Origin of the sequence: Actinomadura verrucosospora, from assembly GCF_039540335.1 — a bacterium.
GTDB classification, from domain to species: Bacteria; Actinomycetota; Actinomycetes; order Streptosporangiales; family Streptosporangiaceae; genus Spirillospora; species Spirillospora verrucosospora.
In genome coordinates, this window is the sequence record NZ_BAABEV010000009.1 from 205,374 (window position 1) to 225,473 (window position 20,100).

The 20,100-nt window shown below is 72.8% G+C and carries 13 protein-coding genes; 9 read left to right on the forward strand and 4 right to left on the reverse strand.

Annotated features, from left to right (window positions below):
• The first annotated feature begins 104 nt into the window (after positions 1 to 104).
• Positions 105 to 911 (forward strand): SAM-dependent methyltransferase, encoded by an 807-nt coding sequence (locus tag ABD944_RS13600; RefSeq protein WP_345175939.1) that lies wholly within the window; start codon positions 105 to 107, stop codon positions 909 to 911.
• Here the strand turns inward: ABD944_RS13600 and ABD944_RS13605 are convergent.
• The gene (locus ABD944_RS13605) at positions 884 to 3,088 is read right to left on the reverse strand and encodes a hypothetical protein (protein ID WP_345175940.1); all 2,205 of its coding nucleotides are present in this window, start codon (positions 3,086 to 3,088) and stop codon (positions 884 to 886) included. The two genes, ABD944_RS13600 and ABD944_RS13605, sit on opposite strands and share 28 nt — an antisense overlap.
• A gap of 266 nt (positions 3,089 to 3,354) precedes the next feature.
• Between ABD944_RS13605 and ABD944_RS13610 the strand changes: the two genes are divergently transcribed.
• From ABD944_RS13610 to ABD944_RS13630, 5 genes are all read left to right on the forward strand, one after another.
• The gene (locus ABD944_RS13610; RefSeq protein ID WP_345175942.1) at positions 3,355 to 5,355 is read left to right on the forward strand and encodes an ABC transporter ATP-binding protein; all 2,001 of its coding nucleotides are present in this window, start codon (positions 3,355 to 3,357) and stop codon (positions 5,353 to 5,355) included.
• Between the two features lie 231 nt (positions 5,356 to 5,586).
• The gene (locus ABD944_RS13615; protein ID WP_345175944.1) at positions 5,587 to 6,858 is read left to right on the forward strand and encodes a hypothetical protein; all 1,272 of its coding nucleotides are present in this window, start codon (positions 5,587 to 5,589) and stop codon (positions 6,856 to 6,858) included.
• 199 nt (positions 6,859 to 7,057) lie between these two features.
• A complete protein-coding gene (locus tag ABD944_RS13620) occupies positions 7,058 to 7,228 on the forward strand; it encodes a hypothetical protein (protein ID WP_345175947.1) in 171 nt (56 codons plus the stop codon).
• A gap of 98 nt (positions 7,229 to 7,326) precedes the next feature.
• On the forward strand, positions 7,327 to 11,244 hold the full coding sequence (gene fxsT, locus ABD944_RS13625) for an FxSxx-COOH system tetratricopeptide repeat protein (protein WP_345175949.1): 3,918 nt from the start codon (positions 7,327 to 7,329) through the stop codon (positions 11,242 to 11,244).
• 28 nt (positions 11,245 to 11,272) lie between these two features.
• Complete coding sequence (locus tag ABD944_RS13630; protein WP_345175951.1) at positions 11,273 to 12,211, forward strand: hypothetical protein; 939 nt, start codon at positions 11,273 to 11,275, stop codon at positions 12,209 to 12,211.
• A 22-nt stretch (positions 12,212 to 12,233) separates the two neighbouring features.
• On the opposite strand, the gene ABD944_RS13635 is transcribed toward ABD944_RS13630, so the two are convergent.
• The 3 genes from ABD944_RS13635 to ABD944_RS13645 form a co-directional block, all read right to left on the reverse strand.
• Complete coding sequence (locus ABD944_RS13635) at positions 12,234 to 14,627, reverse strand: hypothetical protein (protein ID WP_345175952.1); 2,394 nt, start codon at positions 14,625 to 14,627, stop codon at positions 12,234 to 12,236.
• Between the two features lie 62 nt (positions 14,628 to 14,689).
• Positions 14,690 to 15,697 carry a P-loop NTPase family protein gene (locus ABD944_RS13640; RefSeq protein WP_345175954.1) on the reverse strand — a complete coding sequence of 336 codons (1,008 nt, stop codon included), beginning with the start codon at positions 15,695 to 15,697 and terminating at the stop codon, positions 14,690 to 14,692.
• Positions 15,694 to 16,626: a hypothetical protein gene (locus ABD944_RS13645; RefSeq protein WP_345175955.1), complete on the reverse strand. Its 933-nt coding sequence runs from the start codon at positions 16,624 to 16,626 to the stop codon at positions 15,694 to 15,696. Before ABD944_RS13645 ends, ABD944_RS13640 begins: the two co-directional genes overlap by 4 nt.
• Positions 16,627 to 16,823: 197 nt before the next feature.
• On the opposite strand from ABD944_RS13645, the gene ABD944_RS13650 reads away from it, so the two are divergent.
• The 3 genes from ABD944_RS13650 (at position 16,824) to ABD944_RS13660 (ending at position 19,993) form a co-directional block, all read left to right on the forward strand.
• Positions 16,824 to 18,191 (forward strand): HEXXH motif domain-containing protein, encoded by a 1,368-nt coding sequence (locus ABD944_RS13650; RefSeq protein WP_345175956.1) that lies wholly within the window; start codon positions 16,824 to 16,826, stop codon positions 18,189 to 18,191.
• Positions 18,188 to 19,363, forward strand: coding sequence for an FxsB family cyclophane-forming radical SAM/SPASM peptide maturase (locus ABD944_RS13655; RefSeq protein WP_345175959.1), 1,176 nt, complete (start codon positions 18,188 to 18,190; stop codon positions 19,361 to 19,363). The genes ABD944_RS13650 and ABD944_RS13655 overlap by 4 nt, the downstream gene beginning before the upstream one ends.
• Positions 19,364 to 19,507: 144 nt before the next feature.
• Positions 19,508 to 19,993, forward strand: a complete 486-nt coding sequence (locus ABD944_RS13660; RefSeq protein WP_378190710.1) for an Asp23/Gls24 family envelope stress response protein — start codon at positions 19,508 to 19,510, stop codon at positions 19,991 to 19,993.
• Positions 19,994 to 20,100 lie beyond the last annotated feature (107 nt).

A 20,100-nucleotide genomic window follows, 5' to 3' on the forward strand; every position in this document is an offset into this window, starting at 1 on the left:
CGGGAAAAAGAAGTCAACCCGATCATCCGGCCGAACTTGGCCACCGTGTCCCGGTCGGGCTAGTCTTACTCCGGCAATAACTTGATCTTGGGTGGAGGTCGTACGTGGCCGAGGATGGCCTGTCCCCGGAAATCGATCTCACCCGACCGAGCGTCGCCCGCATGTACGACTACTACCTGCATGGAAAAGACAACTTCCAGGTGGACCGGGACGCGGCGGACCGGGTCGCGCAGGCCATGCCGGAGATCGGCGAGCTCGCCCTGGAGAACCGCTCGTTCCTGCGCCGCTCCGTGCGTTACATGGCGCGCCGGGGAATCCGGCAGTTCCTCGACATCGGCTCCGGGCTGCCGACCGTCGGCAACACGCACGAGATAGCCCATGAGATCGTCCCGGACGCCCGCGTCGTGTACGTCGACAGCGATCCTGTGGTCCTGGTGCACGGGCGCGCCCTGCTCGCCACCAACGAGTTCACCACCGTCGCGCAGGCCGACATGCGCCGACCCGCCGAGGTCCTCGACCACGCCCGGAGCACCGGGCTGATCGACTTCTCCGCTCCGGTCGGCGTCCTGATGATCGCCATGACGCACTTCCTCACCCTGGAGGAGCGGGAGGACGTCATGGCGCCCCTGCGGGAGGCCCTCGCGCCGGGCAGCCACCTCGCCGCGACGCATGTGACGACGGAAGGGCACTCCGCGGAGGCCGTCGAGCAGATCGAGGGGGCCTACGCGGCCACTCCCACCCCCATCTATTTCCGCAACAAGTCGGACATCGAGCTCTTCTTCGACGGCTTCGAGTTCGTCGATCCCGGTCTGGTCACCATCGACGCGTGGAATCCAGAAAACGACAAGACGGATGAACCGGCCGCCGAAGTCGGCAAATGGCTTTACGGGGGCGTCGGCCGCATAGGCTGACGCCGGCCCTGACGGGGCAGGCGCGGGAGTCGAGGCGTGGGGGCCTGCGGTCGCGCCGCCTCTTCCATGGACCAGGTCCCGGAGCCGCCGGTGACCTGGAGGAGCGTGTGCGCCCGGAGTTCCAGCGCTTGTTCGCCGGCCGGGGGCACGAGCGTCCGCAACGGGGCAAGGGTGTCACCGAGCTGCACGAGGCCGAAGTCGCCCTCGCCTCGGAACAGCACGCGCCCCGGCGGTCCCAGATAGCGCACGACTGCGGCTCGATCGCCCGCGATGAGGTTTTCGAACGGCCTGACATGGCCGGTGGGCGGCACGGCGCCGCTGTCTCCCACCGCGGAATCCACATCGGCCTGCTCCAGCGGAGTCACGTCGATGCGCCATTCGGTGCTGTCGGTTCGCACTTGGAGTACGGCTCCAGAAGGAACGGCGAATGTGCTCCGGCTCGGTCCTGAGAACCCGTCCGCCGTCCCCGGCCCGGGCGCGCCCGCGGATGCCACGGCCCTGCGGCCGTAGAGCCCGGTCAGGTCGGGGCCGCGCAGATGGACCTCGTAGAACGCCCCGTCCGGGCACGACAGGACGGCGACTCCGGGCGGTCCTTCGTATGTGAGCACCTCAGCTCCGTGCCCCGTGGCCGAGCCGGCGAACGAGCGTGACCGCTCCGGTCCGCTGATGGTCACGGTCCAGACCCCTGCCGCCTCGATGTGCAGAAAGCGGCGGGTGAGCTCTTCCTGTGCCACCCAGAGGTCGTCCAGGACGGTGGTGGCGGGCGGAGCGCCGGGCCCGCACGACACCACCGGGATCCCCCGGCCGAACTCGGTGCGCCGCAGGGAGGCCTCCAGCGCCCCGGGCCCCTCGTTGACGAACTCGGCGAGCAGCGGCTGGGGAAGCCGTCCGTTGATCTTGAGGCGTGTGGCACCGGCTCCGCGATGCGTCCGATGCCTGCCCTGATAGGCGTGATCGGCCGATGGAGGTACCGGCCGGTCCGCCTCCTCTGTCGCCAGCCAGCGGTCGAGGTCGGTGGCGACCCTGCGGGGCTCCTCGACCCGCAGCCACAGGGAGCGGACCGGACGTCCTCGCTGAGGGATCGTCGGACGCGACGGGCCGTCGTCCGAGGTCAGCATGACCCACAACCAGTTTCCCCACCGCAGACGCCGGGCGGGGAGGCGGATGGCGTCCCGCGTCCGCAGGAGGAGATTCACCTCCTCCCTGAACGGCGTCATAAGCGCAGATTCCTTCTCACGGCGCCGATCCGGCTCGGTGCCCTGGCGGACCGCCACGATCGCGGAGCGCGGAATCCGCAGCGCCTTCCACAGCAGCGGCCCGTCCCAGATGACGATCTCTTCTTCGCTCACCCACATCCGGGGGCGCACCAGGACGAGCCTCAGCGCCTGGATCGCCACGGTCACCGTCACGGCCGTGAGGACCGGCCCCCACGGGCCGGCGATCGACTCGCTCAACGTGGCCCCCTCCTGGCGGGCGAACCACCCGGCGAGGAGAAGCGGCGCCGCCGCACCCGCCGGGACGAGGACGACCGCCGCCGCTACGGTCCTCCCCCATGACCTGGCCACCTTCACCCGGACCAGGGACCGTCCAGGCCGGGCCGTCCACCCCCAGCGGTCCCGGCCGGCGAGGTCGCGCAGCACGGAACGGCCGCGGCGTCGCGCCTCCGCTCTGCGCGACGCGCGCGGAGGCCGCGACCAGTACACGCCCCGCAGCGCCCAGGCGATCGAGCACGCGCCGAAGCCTGCGGCGATGACGGCGAGGACTCCCGCGCCGAACGCCTCGCCCCACTTCGGGGCTCCGCCGACCGCCTGGACGAAGTCCGGCGAACCGACGTCGAGGGCGGGGACGGCGTCGCCGGCGGAGACGGCACGGTCGTCATCGCCCCGCAGCTCGACCCGGTCGATGACCACGTGCCCGTCGCGACCGTCCCGGAAGGGGCCGTACCAGAGGCATCCGCCTCGCGGGCACACCTTCGTCTCCGCCGTGAAGACGCCCTGGACTCCGTCACCTCTGGCGGCACGCCGGGTGGCCCCGATCTCGTCCACCATGGCGTTGAAGGCGAAGGTCCCGGACACCAGCACGGCGATGCCCAGGAGCAGATGGAAAACGGAGAAGGGCCCGGAACCGCCGCGCACGTAGTCCGCCGCCGCCGAGTCGACCTCGCGTCTCCCGCTCATCCCGTCCCGAGTCCCGACCGCCGTCCGGCACGAGCCGCACGGCACGCTCCCACAGTGAACGATCACATTATGCGCGGCATCGGAGGCTTACCCGACGGGTGGAGAACTGTGCCGTGGGAGCGCGGGGCCAGAGACCGCCGCACCCCTTCCTCGCACCCGGGCGCGGCGCAGAGGGTGGTGCCCGTCCCCTGCCTGGAGGCCGGTTCCATGACCAGTGTCGCCCGCTCTGGTGATCGCGAGACGTCGCCGACCCCGGAGGTGGGCCGATGAGGCTGCGTCGTCGCCGCGCCGCCGCGCCGGTCGAGGCGCCCATGGGACCGGCTTTGAGCGAGCACAAGTGGTACCGCAAGGCCGCCGAGCTGTCGGGCACCGGGACCCTCACCATGGCTCGGCGGCTGCCGACCCTGATCGGGCAGGTGATGCGGCTCGCGTGGCGGGCGAACCCTCGGGACCTGGCCGCGACCATCGCGTTCAACGTGGCCGCGGGCGTGTTCACCGCGTTCGGCCTGCTGGCCACCACCGGAGTGCTGACCGCGCTGTTCTCGGTGGGCCCGACCCCGGACCGGGTGCGGGCCGCCGCGCCGCAGCTGGCGCTGGTCGGGGCCGCGGTCACGATCCGCGCGGCGTTCGCGGCGGCGGCGCAGTGGGCGCAGGCCCGGCTGCGCCCGCAGGTCGAGCAGATCGTCGAGCAGCGGTTGTACGAGCTGACGACCGCGATCGAGCTGGCGGCGTTCGACGACGCCGAGTTCCAGGACGACCTGCACCGGGCCCGGATGCGGGGCATGGACTCGGCCCCGTCCATGGTCGACAACGCGGTGGACCTGTTCACCGCCGCCGTCGGCGTCGCGGCGGCGGCCGGCGCGCTCGGCGTGCTGCACCCGGTGCTGCTGCCGCTGCTGCTGCTGACGGCCCTGCCCGAGGGGTGGGCGGCGGTCCGCGCGGCCCGACTGGGATACCTGACCCAGCTGGACCTGGTGGAAGTGCGGCGGCGGAGCTGGATCATGTCGGACCTGATGACCGAGCGGCGCCACGCCGCCGAGGTCCGCTCCTTCACCGTCCGCGCCTTCCTGCTGCGCCAGTACTCCGCACTGGCCGCCCACGTCCGTCGCGTCCTGCTCGACCTGGCGCGCCGGCAGACGATGTCCCAGGTCTGGGGCGACGTCCTCAAAGGTGTCGCGACCGCGCTGATGTACACGGCGCTGGGGCTGCTCCTGTGGCGGGGCGTGATGCCGCTCGCGGTGGCGGGGACGGCCGTCCTGGCGATCCGCGCCGGGCAGACGTCCCTCGTCAACCTCGTCTACGCCCTGAACCGCTGCTACGAGGACGGCCTGTACTTCAGCGACTACATGGCCTACTGCCAGGACGCCGAGCAGCGTGTCCAGCGGGCTCGCACCGGCGAACCGGGCGACATCGAGAAGCAGCTCGCTGCGCTGCGCGGGTTCCAGGACATTCATGCCGAGAAGGTGACCTTCACCTACCCCGACAGCGACAAGCCCTCCCTGCGCGAGGTGTCGGTGCGGCTCGGCCGCGGGGAGATCGTCGCGCTGGTCGGGGAGAACGGATCGGGAAAGACGACCCTCGCCAAGATCCTCGCCGGCCTCTACGCCCCGCAGGACGGCGTGGTCCGCTGGGACGACACCCGCGCGAGCGACCTGGATCCCGAGGCCCTGCGGCGGGCCATCGCGGTGGTCGCCCAGGACCACACCCACTGGCCGATGACCGCGGCCGACAACATCACCATGGGCGACGACCTGTCCGCCGCCGGCGTCCGGGCGAACGTCGACGAGGCCGCGGCCCACGCGGGCGCCGACCAGGTCATCGCCGCCCTCCCCCTCGGTCTCGACACCCTCCTGGACAAGCGCTTCGCCAACGGGTGCGAGCTGTCGGGCGGCCAGTGGCAGCGGCTGGCGGCCGCGCGCGGCTTCTACCGGGACGCCCCCCTGCTGATCTGCGACGAGCCCACCGCCGCGCTCGACGCCCGGGCCGAACACCACCTGTTCGACCAGATCCGCCGGCACGCCGCCCAGCACGGCCGCACCGTCCTGCTGATCACCCACCGCCTCGCGAGCGTCCGCCACGCCGACCGCATCTACGTCCTCGACGGCGGCCGCGTCACCGAGCACGGCACCCACCACGACCTCATGACCCTGAACGGCCTCTACGCCGAACTGTACGAACTACAGGCATCCGCCTACCGCCAAGGCGACGAGGAAGACGCTTTCGCCGCCAATCCGGCAGCCCCCTCCCCCCACGGCCCGGCCTTCTGACGCTTTGAGTCCACCGATTGACTTCGAGCGGGCCATCGTCTCGACGCCATGACCATATCCGGCCTTACCATGGTTGCCGGATTCGGTCAGGCGGTAAGTCGGCGGATATCGGGTCGGGCTTTCGGCGGCACCTGATCTTTTTTTATGATGTTCTTGGCTGAGGGGGTCCGTCGATCGGACGCCGGTGCTCCGTCGAGAGGCGCGACCGGCCCATGGAACGGAGAACGCCTTTTGGGTGCGCGCGTATCGCGGCTGTCGCGGATCGTTCCCCTCATCGTCGTGGGGGCACTGCTCGCCACGGCGGCGGGGCTCGGGGTGGGCGCCCTCGTCCATCCGGGTGATCTCGCGGGGTCGGCCTGGTACTCCTTCCTCGCCGGGTTCCTGCTGGCCATCGGCCTGTACGGGAGCACGCACGAGATCGATCTCAAGGCGCTCCGGCAGGACGCCCGGGGCGTGCTGGTCGCCGTCACGCTGGGCGTGGTCATCAAGGCGGTCCTGATCGCCGGCGTGATGCTGCTGGTGTTCCACGACGCCCGCTACCTGGTCCTCGGCATCGCCGTCGCGCAGATCGACCCCCTCTCGGTGGCCGCGATGCGGGCCAACAGCCGGATGTCGTCGCGGGCGAAAGCGCTCCTGTTCGCCTGGGCCTCGTTCGACGACCCCGTGACGGTGCTCCTCTCCCTCTACTTCTCGATCCTCGCTTTCCGGCTGTCGGGGCGGGACGGATCGCCGCAGGCCGGCCCCTCGGGGGACGGGCTCGGCGCCTATCTGGCCGACCTGGGGCTGAACCTCGCGCTGGCGGCCGCGGCCTATCTGGTCTTCGTCGCGCTGCGGGGCCTGCGGAAGCCCGAGGGCCCCGCCTCCGGGCGGCGGCGAGCGAAGACGGGCGGGCGGTTCGCCGATCTGCTCTCCATGGCGGTGCTCCTGGGCGTCTTCCTCGTCGCGGCCCACTGGATGCTGATGCTCGCCGTGGCGGTGATCGGTCTCTTCCTCAGACTCGGGACGTACGCGAAGGTGATCGACCGCGCCGTGGCGACCGCCTTTTTGATCGCCTCCTTCGCCCTCGGCCTGCTGCTGGTGAACGGCGCCGACCTGCTTCCCGCGGTGGTGCTGGGCGTCGCGGCGTTCGGCGCCCAGGCGCTGATCTCGCTGCTCGTGGTGCCCGTGCTGGAGCGCGGGCTGAGCGGTCGCGACCGCGTCCACCTGGCCCTCGGCCAGCAGAACGGGATCACCGCGATCATTCTGGCGCTGGCGCTGGAACCCGACTTCCGCGGCACCGTCGGGATCGTCGCGCCGGCGATCCTGGTCGTGAACGTCCTGCACTACGCCTCCAACGGGATGCTGAACAGGTTCGCCGGCGATCCGCCGCATCCCGACGAGCCGGGCCCGTCCGGGACGGTCCCGCTTCGGCCCGGTGCGCTGTCCGGCGCCGCGCCGTCCGGCCCGCCGGTTCCCGGGCCGTCCCCCGAGACCGACGCGTGCGCCGCCGACTCGGAAAAGTGACCCCCGCCGGGACGCCGCGCGCGGCAGCCCCATGATTCGGTTCTGGCCGAACACGGAAAACGCGCCATGGGACATAGTCGTCATTGCGGGATGAGGCTAGCCTCGACCATGCCCATGCGGGATGACGGAAGTGGCCTTGCTCCGTGCGCCGAATTCGGTCAGCCCCAAAAACGGTCGGACCAGCCGAATAGAGTGATCGATGGAAGATGCGAGTGAGGAACTCCCCACCACCATCATCGACGTGACCGACTTCGATCTCGATCAAATGGACGCCCTGCCGAGCGAGGCCCTCCGCAGAGCCGTCAACCGCATCTATTACGAGAACCTCCGGGAATCGGCCTTGTATCTCACGTTCAATGCGCGAATATGAAAGGGTTGTGCGAACGGTCGCGAATGTTGCAGTTGTGAGCGGCGTCCGCGGCGCCGGCGACGGCCCGCCGCCGGACGCGAGGTCCCGAAGGAGCCGCGTTGGTCCCCCACGTTCCGCCGCGCAGCGGCCCGCCGAACGTCATCGCCCTCACTTCGCCGGAGCGCGGCGCGGGCTGCACCACCGCCCTCGCCGACCTCGCCTGGATGCTGGCCCTCGCGGGCCGCGCCGTGCTGCTGATCGACGGCGACCTCGCGTCGCCCGCCCTGGAGGACCACGCGAAGAGGTTCGCCGGCGACGGCTCCGATGAGGCCGGCCTCCTCGACCTCGTGCGCGGCTTCGGCTCCGGAGGCCGGAGCGCTCCCCACGGCTTCGACCTGCCGCCCCTCCTGCGGCACCGGGAGCCCCCCGGCCCGCCGATCTCCGGACGGGTGGACCTCCTCCCCGCGCAGGGCTCCGGCGGCGCCCGCGGCCACTGGACCGAGCTGGAGACCCCCGACCTCCACCGCTTCGCCGCCGCCCTCCGCGACGCGCTGCGCCGCACCTCCTACGACCATGTGCTCGTCGACGCCGCCGGCCTCCCGGCGGAGGCCCTGGCGAGGCTCGCCGACACCGTGGCCGTCGGGGTCCGGGCCGACGCCGGCGGCATCGCGGCCGCGGAGGCGCTCGCCCGGGAGCTGAAGGCGACGGCGCTCCCCCGGCTCCTGCCGGTGCTCATGCAGGTGGAGGACGCGTCGTCCCTCAGCGTGCGCGGCAGGGCGGGCGTGGCGTTCGCCTGGCTCTTCCCCGGCACGACGCCGCCCTCGGCGCGGGACGCGTACTGGCGGCGGATGGCGATTCCCAAGGTCGCCGACGCGGCCGTCGCCGAGAGGATCGCCGTGTTCGCCGGGGACCGGGCCGCCTCCGGGCTCCTCACGGCCTACCGGGACGTGCTCCGCACGATCCTCGACGACGAGGGGTTCGATCCGCCGCGGGCCACGGCCGAGGCGGTCGACGCGTACCGGATGCGCATCGGCGCGGACGACGTGCCGCGGACGCGCCACTACCGGGTGGTCTACGAGCCCGCCCAGCGCGCGTGGGCCGACTGGCTCGGCGTCCAGCTGCGCTCGACGCACCTGCGTCCCGCCGGGGAGGGCCCGGTCCGCGACGACGACGTCGTCATCGTCGTCGGCCCCGAGGCGGTGAGGTCCGCCCCGTCCGGGACGCCCGTGCCCGGCGCCCACTGGTACCTCCGGCTGTCCCCCGAGGACCCGGCCCCGGGCGTTCCGCCGTCCACCCGGATCGACCTGTTCGCCATGAACGAGCAGGCCGCCCGCGACGAGCTGTTCCAGCGGCTGATGCCCTCGCGCACGGCGCCCGCCCCCAGGAGCGCCCCGGGCGACCCGCGCTTCCCGGGCCGGACGCCCGAGTTCCGCCGGCTGCCCCCGTCCGCGGGCGCCTTCGTCGAGCGGGGCGCGGAGATCGAGCGGATGCGCGACGCGCTGCTCGGCTCGGACCGCGACGGCATCTACTCGATCAACGGCGCGGCGGGCACCGGGAAGAGCAGGCTCGCCCTGGAGTACGCCCTCCGGTTCTCGGGCGACTACGACGCGATCTGGTGGATCACCGCGGCGTCGGCCGGGAGCGTGCGGGCCGGCCTCACCGCCATGCACGAGGCGGTCGAGGCCCGCGGCGGCGGGCACCGGCCCGCGACCGCCGCGGGCGACCCCGTCGCGCAGTTCGTCCGGGAGGAGGTGAACCGCACCGGAACCTGGCTGCTGATCTACGACAACGTCGAGCGGGCCGAGGACCTGACCGACCTCGTGCCCGAGACCACCCGCGGGAACCACGTCGTCATCACGGGCGCGGACGTCGGGGCCCTCAGGAGCGGGACGCTGGTCCGACGGGTCGAGAAGTCCACCCGGGCGGGGCCGTTCACCAGGGACGAGAGCCGCGAGCTGTTCCGCAGGAGGGTCCCCGCGCTCTCCGACGAGCACGTCGACCGGCTCTCGCGCCACATGCGCGACCTCCCCCTGAACGTGGCGCTGGCCGCGGCGTGGGTGGAACGCCACGCCGACTGGAGGCAGCGCGGCGCCGCCGGTCCCGCGGCGCCCGGAGCCGGGGCGGCGGAGTCCGCGGGCGCCTTCCGCGAGATGGAGGCGGTCGAGGACGCGGTCGAGACGTTCACCGGCCTCTTCGCCGAGGGCGTCGCGGCCGCGCAGCGCGCTCCCGGGGCTCCGGAGGACGGGGCGGGCGCGCGCGACGACGCGGCCCGCCGGGAAGAGGCGGACCTGCTGACCGCCCGGATCGTCCTCGGGCTGACCCTCGACGCCCTGCGCCAGATCGACTCCGGCGAGGCCGCCGTGCACCTGATGCGGATGGCGGCCTTCCTGTCGCCCGACGGCGTGGGGCGCCGGCTGCTGTTCTCCCCCGCCATGCTCGCCGCGCTGGAGGCGCACTGGCCCGACCTCGCCGAAGACTCCGTGCGCCTGGAGGCGCTGCTCGTCCGGCTGACCCGGTACGGCCTGGCCGAGGTGGACTACGAGCTCGGCGGGGAACTGCGCGTCCACCGGATGGTCCAGAAGATCATCCGGGATTCGCTGCGGGACGGCGAGCGGGAGCGGGTGACCGCCGAGGTCCACCGCGTCCTCGCCGCGTTCGCGCCCGCCGACGCCGAGGTCGACAGGCCCTACCACGCCGCGACGTTCGCCGAGCTGCGGCGGCACCTGTTCGTCAGCGAGGCGCTCGCGAGCGGGGAGCGGCCCGTCCGCCGCTGGCTGGCCTGCCACGTGCGCCACCTGTACCTGGCCGGCGACAAGAGCGACCGCGCGATCGGCCTCGGCGTCGCCGAGCGGCTGTCGGCCGACTGGCGCGCACGCCTGGGCGCCGACGACCCGCTGCTGCTGCGCGTCGAGGTGCAGCGCGCCAACCTCCTGAGAGCGCTCGGCCGTCTGGAGGAGGCGGCGCGCATCTCCGAGGACGCGCTGAACCGGCAGATGCGCCTCGGGTACGCCGACATCCGGACGCTGATGGCCGCGCGGGGGTACGCCGCCGACCTGCGGCAGGCCGGCGACTTCGGCACCGCGCTGGTCCGCGACCGCGCGACGCTCATCGGGTTGCGCCGCGAGCTGGGCGGCGACCACGAGCTGACCCGGAGCGCCGCCATGAACCTCACGCTGTCGCTGAGCCTGGACGGGCAGGACGCCTCCGTCCGGGAGGCGCTGGCGATCGAACGGGACAACCGGGAGCGGCAGCGGCGGGTGGAGCCCGGCGACCGGCAGTCGCTCGCGATCTCCGCCTACAAGATCGGCGCGCTCCTGCGCCGGCTCGGCCGGTACGACGACTCGGCGCGGGAGCTGACCCACTCGGTCGTCATCCTCCGCGAGCTGCACCGGGACGACCCCGCCAACCTGCATCTGCTGTGCGCCCAGCGCCACCAGCGCATCACCCGCCGGCACCGGCCCGGCGACCCCGGGGCGCGCGCCGACGACCGGGACGAGCTGCGCCGGCTGCTGAAGATCCACCTGGACTTCCATCCGGGCGAGAACTACGAGACGCTCGCCTGCCGGCTGGCCGTCGCCGCGGCCGAGCACGCCTGCGGCGCGTACGAGGCCGCGCGCGACGAGGCGGGGCGGGCCGTCATGGGCTACCTCGCCCTGTACGACGACAGGCATCCGTTCGTCCAGCTCGCCCGCTGCAACCTGTCGGTCTACACCCTCGCCCTCGGCGACGCCGACCTCGCCGGGGAGCAGAGCGCCACCGCCCTGGACCTGCTGCGCGAGAGGCTGGACGACGACCACCCGTACGTGGTGGGGGCGCTGGTCGACCACGCCAACGCGCTGATGGCCCTCGGCCGCTACGACGAGGCCCTCGACCTCGACGAGCAGGCCGAGGAGCGTCTCCCGTCCGGCCATCCCGACGACGAGCATCCCTGGGCCGTCGCCGTGCGCGGCAACCTCGCCCACACCCGGGCGCGGCTGCGGAACGAGGCGCCGGGCACCGAGCGCCGAGCGTTCCAGTGGGACGCGCCGCAGATCTGAGACCGGCCCGACCCGGAAAGGAGACCGAGTGAGCCAGACCCCGATGACCATCACGCGGCGTGCGGGGCACATCGACGCGAACGCCGGAACGCTGCTGCTGGAGGACACGGTCAGGGAGGTCTTCGAGGGCGCCGACGGGCTGGCGCACACCGCGAACTTCATCGACGGCATGTTCCGGTTCGCGGTGGAGGACGCGGATCTGACGCCGGAGGACGCGAGGCTCCACGCCCAGGTCGGCGGCAGGCTCGGCCCCACCTTCGCCAAGATCGACTCGTGGACGTCGTCGCTGGACAGCGGGCGGCTCATCCGCCTGGTCCTGTCCTGCCCCACCGGCGGCGTCTACTACATCTCGCTCCGTCCCGGGGAGACCCAGTTCGGCATCGCGCGGGAGGGCGCGGCGGTCGAGAGCGGCGACCGGCAGATGGCGAAGATCTCCGACCGGGTGCGCGAGCTCTACTCGCTGGGCCCCGAGAACCTCGGCGGCTACAGCACGTCCGCCCCGGCGCTCCCGGACGTGCCCGAACCGGCGCCCGTCCAGTTCGAGGCCCCGGGCGCCGACCCCCGCCTGGTGGAACTCGGCCGGCGGCGCGTCTCCCCGCTCGACCTGCACTACCTCTCGGGCCATCGCGGCGGCGACCACCTCTTCAGCACCGACGTCCTCGCCGACGAGAGCCTCGGCACGTACTTCCGCAAGGTGTCGGTCGCCGAGCACAGGAAGCGCTACGAGGAGATCTACCTCGCCTCGCGGCAGCTCGTACGGTCCCTGGCGTACCGGCTCGGACCCGCGCTGCGCGGGCGGCCGTCCCGGCTCGTCATGGACGTCGAGCAGGGGGCGCTGTACTACCGGTGCCTGCCCGACGACCTGGCGCTCTTCGGCGTCACCCTGCGGCAGAAGAACGTGTGGGACGCCGACCGGCGCCTGGAGTCGATCATCGACGACTACCTCGGCGGCGGTTCCGCTCCGTGAGGGGCGGCCGACGGCGGAGGTCTCAGACGGGCGCGGGTCCGAGCGGCGGGCCGGAACCGCCGTCCGCGTCCTCGGCGGCGCGCAGGACGGTGCTCTTGACGTGACCGCTCAGCCCGTCCAGGCTGTCGACGATCGCGACCTGGGCGACCGAGCCGCTCAGGCCGGGGACCGCGTCCTCGGACAGGCTGCCGAGCTGGCTCAGCGCCGACAGCGGGACGGCGTCGTAGCTGGCGTCGAACGCCTCGCAGAGCCGGTCCAGCCGGGCCCGGTCCTCGGCGGTGGGGCCCGGCCGGGACCGCACGCCGGCGAGCCAGCCCGCGACGGACTCCTCGAACGAGGTCACGAGCCGGCGCAGCACGATGCTCACCCCGATCGCCTCGAAGACCTCGTAGCGGCGCAGCCGGTAGCTCAGCATGGCGCCGGCGGTGGCCGCGTCGTCGCGGGACAGGTCGAAGGAGCGCCCGATGTAGGCGTCGACCTCGTCGATCGCGGCGAGGGATTCGAGCGCGAGGGTGAAGGGCCGGGCCACGGCGTCCGGCAGGTCGCGGCCGGGGCGCTCCGGCCCGGCGGCGGCTCCGGCGGGCCCCGGGGGCGGGCGCGTCAGGTCCCTCCTGATCGCCTGGAGCTGCCGGTCGGCCTGCTGGCGGATCTGCTCGACCTGGCTCTGCAGGTTGAGCAGGTGGTCGTGCGAGGCGGTCACCTGCCGCCTGATCCGCTCCATCGAGTCGTGCATCATCGCGATGTCGTTGTCGGAGGCCGCGGGGCCGGCGCGGTGGCCGATGACCTCCCGGTTCAGGTCGTCCAGGCGGGCGGTGAGGACGTCGTGGAACCGGTCGGCGAGGTACACGATCGGCGGCGCTCCGCACGCCTGGGTCAGGGAGGGGCGGATCTCCTCGCTCAGGAAGCCCGTCACCACGACGACGCGGCGCTTCGGGCTGTCGCGGCGGATGGCCTGGACGCGGCGGATCAGCGGCTCGGCCTCGTCGGCCTGGACCAGCGGCGAGCTCACCACGATCGCGCAGCCCGCGCGGTCCTGCCCGGGGGGCATCGGGATCCAGAAGTCGGGCCGCTCGCGTTCCGGCAGCAGGGGGTAGCTGGTCTCGGCCATCCAGCCCCGGGCGTTGAGGATCTCCGAGACGTTCGACAGGAGGTCGTCCAGCGGCACCACGTAGCCGAGGTTCTCCTGCCGCGCCGCCGTGTGGACGGCGGGCGCGTCCACCCGCGCGGGCGGCACGGTGAGCTGGAAGCTGCGGTAGCAGAGCCGGACGACCTGCCGGGGGCTGCCGCCGGTGAGCCGGTGGATCGCGTCGCAGGCCGACTGCTCGAACGGTTCGAGCACGCCGCCCTGGCGGAGCCGGACGTACTCGGCGATCTGCGCGCCGTCCAGGGGCGACGGCGAGATGCGGGTGCGTATGCGGGACTTGGCGTCCTCGGGGAGCTGGTCGAGGTACTCCGGCAGGCCGCCGAGGACGAGCAGGCCGCCGCTCTCCACGAACGTGCGCAGCAGCTTGTGGAACGACTTCAGGGTGTCGGCCGTGTTCGTCATGTCCGGCAGGAGCGGGTCGGGGCGGCCGAGCAGCTTCTCGATGTCGTCGATGACGAGCGCGAAGTGCAGCCCCTGCCGTCCGTAGAGGCTCGTGAGCGCTCCCATGCAGTCCAGCATCTGGGCGTTGGACGCCAGGGCTCCGGTGATCCCCTGCTCCTGGAGGCGGGCGTCGGGAGGCGCGCCGCTCGCCAGCCAGTCCATCACCGCGAGGGCGAGCTGCACGTCGGCCAGCAGGGCGAAGGCGGTGCCGAACTGCTTGTTCCCGGTGACCTGCCAGAGCCGCTCCTGGAGCTGCCTCGGCACCCTGGCCGCCAGCCCGGCCTGCCGCGCGAGGACGCGGGGGTCGAGCCCGGGGTCGCGCCGCTCCAGCGCCGCCGCCTGTTCGGCCAGGTGGGGGAAGTCGATCCGGAGCCGCTCGGCGACCACGTCGGCGTAGTAGCCGAGGGCGACGTCCTTGAGCTCGTCGGGGTGGAACCTGGTGATGAAGGAGGCCCGGTACAGCGTCCCGAAGTCGGACGCCTGCGCCGACAGGGAGATGATCTTGCGTGGGATCGCGGCGCCGGGCGGGGGATGGCGTAACCGGTGGATCAGGGTGTTGAGCAGGTGCGTCTTGCCGGTGCCCGCCTCCCCGGAGACGGCGATGACCTCGCCGTTCGCGCCGGTGGAGGAGGCCCGCACCGCCTCGTCGTCGGTCAGTTCCCGCGGGTCCGCCGCGCCGGCCTCGCCGCCGCGCGGGCCGGAGCCCTGCTGGGAGCGCACGTCGCGCCAGAGGATGAGGCTCCGCGCGAGGTAGTCGTCGACCACGCGCCGCACGGTGAGGATGGCGGGGGTGTCGAGGCTGACCACCTCGCCCGGCAGTTCGCCCAGCATGGCGGACGCCCCGGGAGGGAAGGGATTGCGCCGTGCCGCCGGTGACGGCTCATGATCAGCAGTCATGAGGAGCCCGTTTCTTCGCTCGGCGGAGCCAGGATGAACTGGGACGCCAGATCACTGTAACTCACATCCCGCGGACTGTCAGCCCTAATGATCTGTTCGAAGACCTCCGCCAAGCCGTCCACCAGAAGCCTTATCGTCATGCGCCCGTCATATGCGGCCATAATCGCCTTGATATGGCCTTCCTGAATATTCATTGATTCGCGGCGGTCCGTTTCCCGGTAGAGGCGCCGCTCGACGAATGCCCAGCCGTCCTCGGCGGCCAGCGGCCGGGGGCGCAGCGGGATGACGGAGATGGTGCCGCCGAACGGCGGGTGCTCCTGACCGGTGTCCTCGTCCTCGAGCTCCGCGAAGAACATCATGCAGGGCTGGGCGATCTCGGCGTAGAACCGCACGTCGAGCAGGTTCGCGGAGCGCGGGAGGATGACGACGACCAGCGGCCCGTCGTCGGCGGAGCCCAGCCCGATCTCCCAGAGCATGGTGGCGACCTCGCCCCGCACGCGGTCCGCGGCGAGGCCCTCCCGCGCCTTGAGCCGGTCGACGTCCCTGATCACGCTGCGCAGGCGCGCCAGGCGGGACGGCGAGCCCGAGAAATAGGCGCTCTCCATCAGCTGCGAGCAGATCTTGAAGACGAGTCCCAGCATCCGCCGTTCCGGCGTCCCGACCGGTCCGCTCAGCGTCCTGGCGTCGACGACCTGCAGGTCGGTCTGCCCGGCGATCTCCTTGAGGAAATGGACGCACCTGCAGATCAGGGACGTCTTTCCGGTGCCCTCCAGTCCGTGGACGAAGACGAGATGGCCCCTGTCGCGGATCGCCTCGATATCGTCCATCTCGCTTTGGAAGCCTTCGAAACACTCGGTGAACGAACTGGTGTCCACGTAGTGGTCCGCATGCTTGCCGACCCGGTGAGGCTCCAGGGCCAGGGGCGGCCTGTCGGCGTAACGCACCAGACGGAGCGGGTTCCCCGGCGAGAGGCGCCCGCTCGCCGGCCGAGGATCGCCGGTCACGAGGGCACCTTCTGCCAGAACACGAACCAGCGGAGGACCGGCGGACGCCACGGGTGCTCCAGGGCGCGCGCGGTGCTGCCGACCTGGGTGTCGACCCGGTGGACGACCTCCATGACCGCCGCGCGCCTGGTCTTTCTGCCCTGCTCGGTCAGCCCCTGCCACCCGTCGGTGACGGCGGCGCCCGGCCTTTCCGGGTCGAGTGCGGCGAGCACCGGGGAGAGCGTTCGCCACCAGGGGCGGCGGGCCTTGATCTCCTCCAGTCGGAGCGCCAGTTCCCGCGCGGCATCGTGCACCGGCTGGCCGGACGGCTGCTTGGCGTCCCCGCGCCCTTCGGCGTATTCGCTCGCCGCGGTGAGGAATGTCCTGCCCAGCCTCCGGAGTTCGAGGCCCTCTTTCCGGCCGCGGTCAACGGACGCTCTCCATTCGGTGGTGAAGAGGGTGAGCAGAGCGCCCAGCAGGAGCGGACCGAAAACCTTTGCGGCGGACACCCAGACCGACGGTTTCTTCTTCTCCCCCGAAACGGTCTGCGCCCCGATCAGGGCATCGCAGGCGCGGTCGAAGTCCTTTCTGTTGTGCACGGCCCAGGCCTGGAGTTCGGCGGGGCCCGGAGTGCGAGCGGCCGCAGCCGGCCGCGGGGACGCCCCGGACGGGGTCCGGGGGGCAGGTGACGCGGTGGGCGCCGGTGCGGGTGCGGCGCCGGGGACGGGGAGCCCGAGCGCCAGGAGGGCCGTGACCATCCGGCCGGGACGGGACAGGCAGTACACGGTGGCGGCCTCCCGCCGGTCGTCCGTGCCGGGAGACGCCGCGGACCGAAGAGGCGGAGCGTCCGATAACGAGGCCGTAATTTCGGCGGCCGCGCCGAAGGGGCGGCTCACGCATCCGATGATCAGCAGACCGACTATGCAGAAGAACAGCCTGCGAACGCTCATGGATCGTCCTCCGCGGTCAGAATAGCGCGCGTCCGCCGCCCGCCGGGGGACGAGTCACGGACCGGCCACCGGACGACGAGGGGCCCCGGCCCGCGACCGGCCGACGCGAGATCGGCGGCGACGTTTAACGATCACGGTATGCGGCCTAAAATGCTGGTGATTGGACGTTCGGCGGAAGGCCGGGCTTTATGACATTGATGAATCACTCCTTTTCCGGCGCCGATTTCGACTCGCTCGCCGCAGGAATGGCCACGTCCGGTGCGATCGAATCGCTGGGAGCGATCCAGCACAGCCGGAACCTGCTGCTGCTGCGCTCGGTGGTGGACGCCGCCCGGCGGACCGGCCACCCGGAGGCCGCGGCGGCCCGGCACGGCTTCGAGCAGCTGATGGAGCTGAAGCGGCGCGCCCCCGACGCCGCCGCGGCCGTCATCACGCACCCCTCGACCGGCGGCTGGGGCCTGCACGCGCTGCGCGTCCTGGGCGGCGCCCCGCCCGGCGACCCGCCCGGCGTGCGCCCCGCGCAGCTCGCGGGGCTGGCCGCGGCGGTGGCGGTGCGCGGACGCTGTGCGGGGACGTTCACCGTTCCCGTCTCCCGCGGCGTGGTCACCCTGCCGTCGGTGGGCGTCCTCACCGCCCCGGAAGGCGCCGATACCGTGCGGATCGTCCACGACGGCCGGAAGGCGGTCGCCACCGCCGGGCGGACGAGCTCACCGATCCCCATCGACGGCGCCCCTGACGCGCCGGGCTGGCGGGGGCTGCGCACCCTCCGCGCCCGGTCCGGCGGGAGAACCGAGTTCGCGCTCCTCCTCGACGATGTGGACCCGTTCCGCTTCCCCCGCGCGTCGTCCGCCGCAGCCGAGCGCCTCTCCGAGGCGGCCGCGGCCGAGCTGGAGCGCACGCTCGGCGAGAGCTGGGACCTGCTGTCGCGCCACCACCGCTCCAGCGCGCGCGAGCTCTCCGGCACGGTGTCCACGCTCACGCCCCTGCGGTCCTCCGGCGACGATTTCCGCAGCGCCACCTCGCGGGAGCACTTCGGCTGCGTCGCGCTGTCCCTGCCGGTGGACCCGACCCAGCTCGCGGTCACGCTCGTCCACGAGGCCCAGCACGGCAAGCTGGCGGCGATCATGGACGCGGTGAGGCTGCTGCCCGGCGACGACGCCCGCCGCTACTACGCGCCCTGGCGCCCCGACCCGAGGCCGTTCTCCGGCCTGCTGCACGGCACGTACGCCTTCCTCGGCGTCGCGCGGTTCTGGCGGCGGCAGCGCTGGCTGGAGCGGGGCGAACAGGCGCTGGCGGCGCATCTGGAGTACGCGCAATGGCGGGAGGCGGTGCGGCTCGGGCTCGTCCAGCTCTGCTCGCACGACCGCCTGCCCGCGCTCACCGTGCGGTTCGTGCGGGGGATGCGGCACGTGCTGGACCAGTGGAGCGCCGAGCCGGTCCCGGGGCCGGCCGCCGCGCTGGCGGCGGAGCGGTCCGCCGCGCACCGCGCGCGCTGGATCGCCGCCAACGGGCCGCTGCCCGGCTGCCTGCGGGCGGTCCGCGACCTGCCGGATCCGGTCGCGTGAGCCCGCCCGCGCCGCGGGAGGCGCTGCCCTTCCGGGAGTTCATCCTCAAGATCCACAGCCGCTGCAACCTGGCCTGCGACTACTGCTACGTCTACGAGATGGGCGACCAGAGCTGGCGCGACCGCCCGGTCGCGATGCCGGCCGAGGTGGTCGACGCGGCCGCCCGGCGCATCGGGGACCACGTCCGCCAGCACGCGCTCCCCTCGGTCGAGGTCGTGCTGCACGGGGGCGAGCCGCTGCTGGCGGCGCCGCCCCTCATCGAGCGGGTCGTCGGTTCCGTGCGCGCCGAGGGCGTGGCCGCGTCGTTCTTCGTGCAGACGAACGGCACCCGCCTGACCGGGGCCCGCCTCGCCCAGCTCGACCGGCTCGGCGTCCGGATCGGCGTGAGCATGGACGGCGACGCCTCCGCGCAGGACCGGCACCGCCGCCTGCCGGACGGCCGGGGAAGCCACGCCGCGGTGGCGGCCGCGCTCGACGCCCTGTCCACCGGCCCGTACCGGCACCTGTTCTCGGGCATCCTCTGCACGATCGATCTCCGCAACGACCCGGTCGCGACCTACGAGGCGCTGCTGCGCCACCGTCCGCCCCGCGTGGACTTCCTCCTCCCCCACGGGAACTGGTCGGCGCCTCCCCCGGGACGCGCCGAGGGGTCGCCCGCCACCCCGTACGCCGACTGGCTCATCGAGATCTTCGACCGCTGGTACGGCGCGGCGGAGCCGCCGGCGGACGTCCGGACGTTCAGCGACCTGCTCACGCTGCTGCTCGGCGGGAGCGTCGGCAACGAGGGGCTCGGGCTCGCGCCCGTGCGGTACGCCGTCATCGAGACCGACGGCGCGATCGAGCACTCCGACCTGCTCAAGCCCATGACCGCCGCCTCCGCCGGCACCGGCCTGAACGTCCTGCGCGACTCCCTGGACGCGGCGCGCGCCCTCCCGGCCGCGGTCGAGCGGCAGCTCGGCGCGGCGGGCCTGTGCGAGCGGTGCCGGGCGTGCCCGCTCGTCGCCGTGTGCGGAGCGGGTCTCCAGGCTCATCGCTACCGGCACAGGACGGGCTTCGACAACCCCACGGTCTACTGCCCGGACATGATCCGTCTCATCGAGCACGTGCGCGGCCGGGTCGCCGCGGACCTGGCGGCCGCGACCCGGCCCGCCGGGCGCGGTCCCGCGGCCTGAGGGAGCCTCCGCCGCCCGGCGGGCCCGGCCTCGCCCGTTCACCGAACTTAGTTCGGCATTGACCCACTCTTTGGCCCTATAGCCGTTTTGGGTAACGCTGCGTGAGCATCATCCGCAGGTCAGCCGACGCATGGCATGGGGGGCATCGTGAGTCAGGACGACAGGCGAGGAGCCGAGCAGGCCGCGGTCGGAGCGAGGCGCAAGCGGGGCGCCGACGGGGGGTCGAGCGAACTGATCACGTCCGGCGGCAGCACCCGGATCGCCGACGACGTCGTGGCGAAGATCGCCACGATGGCCGCCCGGCAGGTCGGCGGCGTGCACGAGATGGGCGCGGGCATGTCCCGGACGATCGGGTCGGTCCGGGAGCGCATCCCGGGCGTCACGTCCGACAGCACGCAGGGCGTGGCCGTCCAGGTCGGCGAGCGCCAGGCGGCCGTCGACATCGATCTCGTCGTGGAGTACGGCCTGTCCATCCCGGACCTGGCCGCCGCCGTGCGCACCAACGTCGCCAACGAGATCGAGCACATGTGCGGCCTGGAGGTCGTCGAGGTGAACATCACCGTGGACGACGTCCACGTGGCCGACGAGGAGCCTCCGGAGCCGCGGCGCGAGGAGTCCCGGGTCCGATGATCTCCTGGACGGACGTGGCGGGCGCGTCCTGCCGGCCCGGACCCGCCCCCGCCGGTCGGCCGGGCGGGCCGGGCGGCACGGGGCCGGGCGGGCCCGCGTTCGCGTCC

Bases quoted from the DNA above. Each gene is read 5' to 3' on its own strand.
- ABD944_RS13605 (WP_345175940.1), bottom strand. From the start codon at position 3,088: ATGAGCGGGAGACGCGAGGTCGACTCGGCGGCGGCGGACTACGTGCGC.
- ABD944_RS13610 (WP_345175942.1), top strand. From the start codon at position 3,355: ATGAGGCTGCGTCGTCGCCGCGCCGCCGCGCCGGTCGAGGCGCCCATG.
- ABD944_RS13620 (WP_345175947.1), top strand. From the start codon at position 7,058: ATGGAAGATGCGAGTGAGGAACTCCCCACCACCATCATCGACGTGACC.
- ABD944_RS13635 (WP_345175952.1), bottom strand. From the start codon at position 14,627: ATGCTGGGCGAACTGCCGGGCGAGGTGGTCAGCCTCGACACCCCCGCC.
- ABD944_RS13645 (WP_345175955.1), bottom strand. From the start codon at position 16,626: ATGAGCGTTCGCAGGCTGTTCTTCTGCATAGTCGGTCTGCTGATCATC.
- ABD944_RS13650 (WP_345175956.1), top strand. From the start codon at position 16,824: ATGAATCACTCCTTTTCCGGCGCCGATTTCGACTCGCTCGCCGCAGGA.